The organism is Anaerotignum lactatifermentans DSM 14214, assembly GCF_900142265.1.
In the GTDB taxonomy this organism is placed as follows: domain Bacteria; phylum Bacillota; class Clostridia; order Lachnospirales; family Anaerotignaceae; genus Anaerotignum; species Anaerotignum lactatifermentans.
Genome location: NZ_FRAH01000109.1, coordinates 1 through 8,150, shown reverse-complemented (window position 1 = coordinate 8,150; position 8,150 = coordinate 1). Strand labels below are relative to the sequence as shown.

Annotated in this window: 6 protein-coding genes; all 6 read right to left on the bottom strand. The window is 35.8% G+C overall.

Annotation, left to right across the window (positions count from 1 at the left end; genetic code table 11):
* Positions 1-156, bottom strand: a 156-nt coding sequence (locus tag BUB35_RS17250) for a transposase (RefSeq protein WP_143185492.1), incomplete at its 3' end; no start/stop codon positions are given.
* A gap of 219 nt (positions 157-375) precedes the next feature.
* Entirely contained in the window at positions 376-783 is a 408-nt protein-coding gene (locus BUB35_RS17245; RefSeq protein WP_072853757.1) for a helix-turn-helix transcriptional regulator, read from the bottom strand.
* A 759-nt stretch (positions 784-1,542) separates the two neighbouring features.
* Positions 1,543-4,698 (bottom strand): type III restriction-modification system endonuclease, encoded by a 3,156-nt coding sequence (locus tag BUB35_RS17240; protein WP_072853756.1) that lies wholly within the window; start codon positions 4,696-4,698, stop codon positions 1,543-1,545.
* Between the two features lie 49 nt (positions 4,699-4,747).
* Complete coding sequence (locus BUB35_RS17235) at positions 4,748-5,770, bottom strand: virulence RhuM family protein (RefSeq protein ID WP_072853755.1); 1,023 nt, start codon at positions 5,768-5,770, stop codon at positions 4,748-4,750.
* Positions 5,771-5,818: 48 nt separating this feature from the next.
* A complete protein-coding gene (locus tag BUB35_RS17230) occupies positions 5,819-7,753 on the bottom strand; it encodes a site-specific DNA-methyltransferase (protein ID WP_072853754.1) in 1,935 nt (644 codons plus the stop codon).
* On the bottom strand, positions 7,746-8,150 hold a 405-nt coding region (locus BUB35_RS19140; protein ID WP_330391267.1), incomplete at its 5' end, for a hypothetical protein. The genes BUB35_RS19140 and BUB35_RS17230, both read right to left, overlap by 8 nt.

Here is an 8,150-nt window from a genome sequence, read left to right as displayed (position 1 = left end):
AATATTTACACCTTTCCTTTCACATAATTCTCTTAATATCCTCCCAATATCTGCTTTTAACTTTTTATAAATCACCTGTCTGCGATATTTAGGTGCAAAAACAATATGATATTTGCATCTCCATTTGGAATGTGATAAACTTCTTATGTCATTCATTGACAAAACCTCCTGCTTCTATAATTTTGGTTGCCAGACCATTTTCATTATAACGCAGGAGGTTTCTTTCTTATACTAAAGTATTTTTACCTACCCCCAGTTGAACTGGGGGTTTTGTCATACCTGTTCGGCGTACAATAAAAAACCCCCTCACTTATAAGCCGAAAAGTGAGGGGGTTTGCCCCGCTTTTTTTGAAAATTTTTTTATTTTTTTAAAATTTATCCAAAATACTCTTTTAAAGCCTTTATCATCTTCATTTTTGCTCTATTCACAGATGACTTTGATATGCCTAACAACATTGCTATTTCTCGTTCTGTCTTGCCTAACAATAAATATTGTAATATTCTTCTTGTATCATTCTCAGCTATGTATTTTGCAATATATAGATTTATAATACTCCTTATTGCAGATTCTTCCGTATCTTGGGTAATGTCTTTTATATAGTCCTCACCATTACATTCTTCTGTATCCCAGCTGTCATAATATAACAGTCCATGTTTATAATCTCTTTCTATTTGATAACGCTCTTGTCTGTCCATTTGATAATAAACCGTATATACTTCACGGCTTACTTCAATCAATTGCTTCCCCAGTCGAATAAAGTATTTTCGTTCAGATTCAGTCATAAATATTCCTCCGATTCAAATTTGTTTTTTAGCGGCAAATTTAAATCAGAGGCTGGTGGTGAACGACACCTGTTTATGCAACAAAAAAAGCAAACCTCAAACTGAGATTTGCTTTTTGGCATAGCTGTTCTATTGAAAATGTTATATATTTGATGTTGAATGGATTTTTTTGCACAAAAATCACTGTTTTTTTCATTTTCATAAAATAGACAGTGACTGATGATATTCTTTATGTTTTCACAATATTCTCCTGCATTTTTGTGTGTTCTTCCATAATTTATCGCATCCTAATAGCTATCACGACCTTTTTCAACTTTTTACAGATAAATCATACAGAACTTTATCTAAAAAAAATGTAAAAACGTCTCGAATAGATGGATGTTTTTTTCAACAAAAAACGCTATTATATGCCTTTAGTGCATAAAAAAAGACCACATTTTAATGTGGTCACAAATCAATTTTTATTATCTATTTCATTCAAGCAAACGCCATATTTTGCTATTTTATTTTCATCCATAGTAATAAAAATATTTTTATATTCATCTATTACAGTTACATATTTTAAAAAATCATTAGTTTATCTTTGTTTCTATTAGTATTTAGAGATGGCAACAGCATTGGACAAACAAATTTAACTATAAGACAATGTCTGGCTTTCAACAGCTAAAGGATATACTCCATACATTTTACTGAGAATAATATTACAAAAAAATAGGTACAGAAAATAGAATTTCCGTACCTATAAAATCACATATTCTTTTACATCTGCATTTTGACTTTTCTCCAGTCCGTTGCCACTTCCATTGTAATACCGTTACCTAAAGCCTCAAAATGTTTCTTACCGCAATGGATTTTCAGTTGTTCTTTGCTTCGTAAATCCATAAGGCTGGTGCTTCCCTTTGTTTCTAAAATAAAGTATAGCTTTTCTTCTCCATTTTTGTTCAAATATACTGCCCAGTCTGGATTATAAGTACCGATTGGTGTATCCACCTGAAAACGGCTTGGAATCTTGAAGAACATCTTCACATCAGGATCATGATCCAAAGCCAAAGCAAACGGTTTTTCCACCAAACTGCTGTCATATACCACATAATCATATACACTATGCTCTACCTTGACGGCATTTTTATCCAAATTTGCAATAAACTCCGCTGAATCAAATATTTCCTGCACATAGTATTCTTCACCATCCAGCTTGATATAACGAATTCCATCAATGGCTAACTGGTGGCGGTAAAAATTGATGGTTTCTGTTACTTGCTCCAGAAAGGCTTCTGGATTGTTAAGAAAATCCTCTAAGCGACCGCTGCGAACCAATATTTCATTGACTGTTTTTGGTGTCAAAAGTGTTTCGTCACTGATTTGTGTGATGATATCTGGCAGTACATCATAAGCATATCCAATATCCAAAGAACGCATTTCCCTTTCTGTATGGGAAACACCAGATTTTTCAATATTGATGTCTGCTGTTTGAGAAATCAGTCTTGCCTTATTGATTTTTGGCATACTTTGAATTGCTTTCACACAATTTTCTATCAGTACCGGTGTATCTATCTGCACGCGATATGCTGTTTTCTGTTTGATTTTATTCCATAACTCCATAAACTCTGGTGAAAGCATAACCTGTTTATTGAGCTTGACCACAACATCACGAGAAGCATCACGGATCAGCGGCTTTCTGTCTGCTTCCAGAATGATTTTTGTAAAACGATCTCTGGCTGCTTCATATTTCTTTGGCAAATCAAGCGTACCGTTTTTCAATGCGTTCTTCATGGTATCTTTTACTTTACCTGTACTTGTAATATAGCCTTTTTTCTCAAAATGTTCCATCAGTTCTGCCGCTTCTTCATGAGTAACTGTATGTTCCTCTACGGTTGTAACAGTACTTGTGATACCAACAATCGCCTCTGCTGCTTGTTCTGCTGTTGCACCGTTTCTCATTTGACGCATCACTTCTGTTACAGGATTTGGTGGTGTAGACAGTTCGCCTGATTCCAATGCTGCTGTGATTTTTTCTTCTGCTGCTACCATTTTAGGTTCGTTCATCCACTGCTCCACAGAGCCATCTGCCATCCATGTTTTCACTAACTCATGGGCTTCCTCACTGGTAATGGTGTGCTCATAGGTAACTTCTTTCTCATAGGTGATACCTGCAAACATATCCAACTGCAATACACCAAATTTTACACCAGTTTCATCTTCAATTTCTTTTTGCAGTGTAGCAGCAAATTCCGCAAAACTTTCGTTTGCCATCACATGAAGGATATTGATATTTTTGTCCTCAATACGTTCTCCATCCTGGTTGACACAAAGACGAAGTCCACGACCTACCTTTTGTCTGCAAGTAAAAGTAGATTTTTGCTCTATCAATGTGCAGACCTGAAATACATTTGGATTGTCCCAGCCTTCCTTCAGTGCAGAATGTGAGAATATAAAACGCAGTGGACAGTCAAAACTTAACAGCCACTCTTTATCCCTCATGATTGTGTTATAGGTATCATCATCTGCCTGAGTATTTCCCTTTGTGTCTTTCAGCTTGCCTTTCTTATCCTGTGAAAAATAACCGTTATGTATTTTGGAAACATCAGAAGAAAATCGATTGCGTATTGGCTCATACTTTGGCTTTGCAATCAGTTCCTTATAACAGGTTTCAAACATTTCAGCATAAATCCCTGGTGTTCCGTCTTCATGACGATATTTATCTACCTTGTCTATAAAAAATAATGACAATACCTTAATGCCTTTTTCCGTATAACGCAATTCTTTGTCCAAATGCGCTTCAATGGTTCTTCTGATTTGTGCCATTTTAATGACATTCTCATCAATATCACCAATTGCTTTTCCCAGTGATACTTCCATCGTATTATCAAATTCGATATGCTCCATTTCCGGTGTACAGTCTATACCAGCAACCGTATAGCCTTCATATAAATCTCTTTCGCCAGACAGCAAAAACAAATCATCATTTGGCTTGACTGTGACCGCTTTTCGTTGAACGGTGCCATTTTTCCCTTTTACGTCAATTTCTACCTTTGCCTTAAAACCATTGTCGTTGGAAACAGACAATAATTTTACATACGCCTGATTGAAGCCGCCTGCAACTTGATTAGAGGATACAGAAATCTGTTTTACCAATCCCATTTGATAAGCATCTACTGGCGTTAAGCGGTACAACAGATTGATTTTTTCCCTATGCGTTGCAGAATAACGGAGCACACAAAGAGGGTTCAGTGAGGCAATGGCTTCTTTTGCCTTTGGTGTATTATCCACGCTTTGTGGCTCGTCGATAATCACAATCGGTCTGGTGTCTTGAATATATCGCATTGCTGTTTCGCCGTTAAGCCTGTCCTGCGCCTGATTGATGATGTTTTCTGCCTTTTTGAAAGCATCAATATTGATGATCATAATCTCAATGTTCGCGCTTGTAGCAAACTGGCGTACATCAGACAGCTTGGCAGAATTATAGATAAAATACCTATTTGGTACGCTGTCATACTGCAAAGCAAAATGCTCTTTTGTGATTTCAAAAGATTTGTAGACTCCTTCTCGGATTGCCACAGAAGGCACTACAATAATAAACTTCGTAAAGCCGTATTTTCTATGTAATTCAAATATAGTTTTGGTATAGACGTATGTTTTGCCTGTACCCGTTTCCATTTCAATGCAGAACTGCGGCACACCATCCTCCAGTTCTGTAAGAGGCAGAAGATTGCGTTTCTGCACTGTGTGCATATTCTCTGCCAATGTATTTCGATTAATTCTCAAAACATTCCCAACACCAAAGTCGTTCAAAGATACCTGTAAATCATTGGTGACAGAAAAGGTGCTATGTGTATTTTCCTGTCCAGCAAATAAGTCCACAACGGCACTCACGGCATTGATTTGGAAGTCTTGGTTTTTAAACTTTAACTTCATTTTAATCACCCTATAATTTATAATTATCAATTATAAATTGTTTATTTTTTTATTCCTCTTTCTCTGTGTCAGCAACAAGACGGTCAAAATCACTTTGATACAGACGGTCTTGTATAATTCGATACTGTTCAAATTCGCTTTCTGCAAAGGCTTTGGCAATTGCTGCAGTAACTTTTCCCTTATCCTGTAAAATATCTGCGTCATTGAATTGCAAGAACGCATCCAGTTTAGAAGCCCAATCTTCCATTGTCATAGGGATATGTCGTCTTGCCTGTCTTGTGGCATAGTCCAGATACATTGAGACAATTTCATTTAGTTCCTGCATTTCATCAACAGATAAATAGTTTTTTGCAATAGATACATCAGCTTTTACGATTTTGCCATTCGGAGCATTTTTCCATGTAGTCAGTCCCATGTGTTCTTTTGTGTGGTCTGCTCTTTCAACAATGACTTCTGCTGCTGTACTTCTATGAACAGCATAATGCATTTTGTTTTGCACTGTCGCAAAAAATTCCTTTGTAATCTTACTGTCAAGGGAATAATCTACGGCAGTTGCATAGATGTCCGTAATTTTCTGGTAGAAACGGCGTTCACTGGCACGAATCTCCTGAATTTCAGAAACAAGATGCTCGAAATAATCTTCATCAAAAATCTGACCGTTAATCAATCTGCTTTTGTCCAATACATATCCCTGTTTAGTAAAAGTATCCAGCACTTTTGTAGCCCATTGCCTAAACTGTGTTGCTCTGATAGAGTTTACTCGATAGCCAACAGCAATAATGGCGGACAAAGAGTAGAATTTATATTGATAGGTTTTACCGTCATCGGCAGTTTGTGCAAATTTTGCACAAACTGAATCCTCAGAAAGTTCACCACTTCCAAAAATATTTTTCAAATGCTTCGCAACAACACTTCTGTCCACATCGAAAAGCTGACCGATTGCTTTTTGCGTCAGCCACACATCATGCTCCTGGACACGAACTTCAATACCCTCCTCATGTGCATCTTTTGTAAACACAAGGAAATTAACTGTGCTATTTCGAATTTGCAGTTTGTTTTTATTTTCAGTCATAATATATCACCTTATAATAATTGATAGTTATACATCTTTCCTTGTCTATTACACCAACTTCAACTCAACGCCATGATCCTTCAAAATATAATGTGCGTTTGCCATTGCGGTATCATCCACAAAGCTTTCTCTTGATATAATCAGCTTTGCAGGGGCATATTCTGCCATTTGTTCCACATCTTCCGGCTGCACATCTTCTGCAAGGCAAATCAAAAGAAGACAATCATCACCAATGGAATAGGCTGTTTTGTCATTGATTTCTATGGCTGTAATGGAATAGGTCAGAGGGACACCAAGCTTCAGCATAATTTCGCAAACCATATCCAAATCGGAACGGTCTGATTTCACACGATGGATCATATTGTTCATACGTTCATAGAGTAAATCCATCTGTTCTGCTGTAACAGGTGTGTTATCCCATGTTTTCAGATTAGAAGAATCAAGTTTAAATACCTTAAAACCAATATCCAAATGTTCTTTGTCCTCCAATGTCATTTGATTGTTTTCTTCTAATATTTTTTTACCAGCTCTGCGGATACGTTCTTTTCCGATTTCACAGATGTTTTTATAACCTGCTTTATAAGCTTCACTTTTTTCGTCGCAAACTTCCGGAAGCTGCACCATAATAAATTGACGATTGCCGCCGTCCTCTGCGTTTAACTGCATCACAGCATGGGCTGTGGTGGCAGAACCAGAGAAGAAGTCAAGAATAATATCATCATAATCTATTCCTACCATACTAACTATTTTTTTTATTAGTTCTACTGGCTTTGGAAAATTAAATGGTATATTATTATTAAAAATATTTTTTACTTCTGTAGTTCCATTTTGATAATTCATATCTTTATCATCCCACATGGATTTTACCTTAGTTTTACGCACTTCTCCTAATGTATTTCCTAAATAATCTTTGGTAAAAATATCCCAATCGTCATTCCCATTTCTTTTGATTTGTTTTGCTAAAACCTTTTCTCTTTCATTGATAAATTTTCCTTTACTCCATCTCCAAGTTCCATCCTCTCCTGTTGTTGGTTGATAGGGTAATACTTTATAATTGTATTGCTCATTTTCTACTAAAGATACTTCTCCATTTGTTGTATTTACATATATAGGATAGTATAAAAGCGGTCTTTCACTTCTTCTCCAAAATCCGCCACGTTGTCTTAATCCTAAAAGTCTATATTTTCCACATTCATCCTCGTACTTATATTCATTTGTCATTTCTTCAGTTAAACCGTGACCTATTATCCGGCAAATCTGTAAATTTTTTGCATATATAATTAAATATTCATGTTGCTGTGCTAATTGTGAAACTGACATTGAACCCCTTGGGTTGCTTTTAATAATTATATTACCAATAAAATTTTCTTCCCCAAACACCTCATCACAAATTTTTCTTAAATTTGTTACTTCGTTATCATCAATAGAAATGAATATAACACCGTCATCTCTCAACAAATTGGCAGCCAATCTTAAACGGGGATACATCATATTGAGCCAGTTTGTATGGTAGCGTCCCATAGTTTCGGGGTTGCTTTTGGTGGTCTGCTGTGTCACTTCTTTGTATCGTGCCAAAGGATCGGCAAAGTCATCTTCATATACAAAGTCATTTCCTGTATTGTATGGCGGATCGATGTAAATCATCTTTACTTTGCGGTAGTAGGCTGTTTGGAGCAGCTTCAATACCTCCAGATTATCCCCTTCAATATAAAGATTTTTTGTATCATCCCAGTTTACGCTTTCTTCCGGACAAGGGCGTAATGTGCCTGCAGAACGTTTCTGTGCCAGGCGAAGACACTCTGCCTTGCCTTTCCACTCAAACTTATATTTTTCAAAATCATTGTCTATGTATTCCCCGCATAAGGAAAGCAGCTTGTCTATGTCCAGCTTTCCTTCCGTAAAACATTCCGGAAATACTGATTTCAGCTTGTCCATGTTGGCTTGTTCTAGGTTCATTGACAGTCCGTCGATAATATTATTCATTTGGTAAGTCTCCTTTTTTGATTATGTTTGGTTCTCCATGACCTGTTACAATTGTACTTTGACACTTATCCCCTATTGTAAAATATGTTTGTGTTTCTGTACAGTGCTGTTGAACTTTTTGCATTTTATTAAGTGTTTTGTTAATTTTTTCAATATTATTTCCTAACTTCTTAACTTCATTTGCAAGCTCATCCACATCAGATATATAAACTAAAAAATTTGAATAATCGTTAAAATCAACTGTTTCATTTTCAAAATAAATTTTTTTACTTTTCAAATAAAATTTTTTATTTTCTTTTGAAGAATATTTATATGAAATATTTAATTTTGTATTATTATAATCAATAGCTTCTCCTGCAATAATATCTAAACATAAAACCCATTTTTGATTTGGATA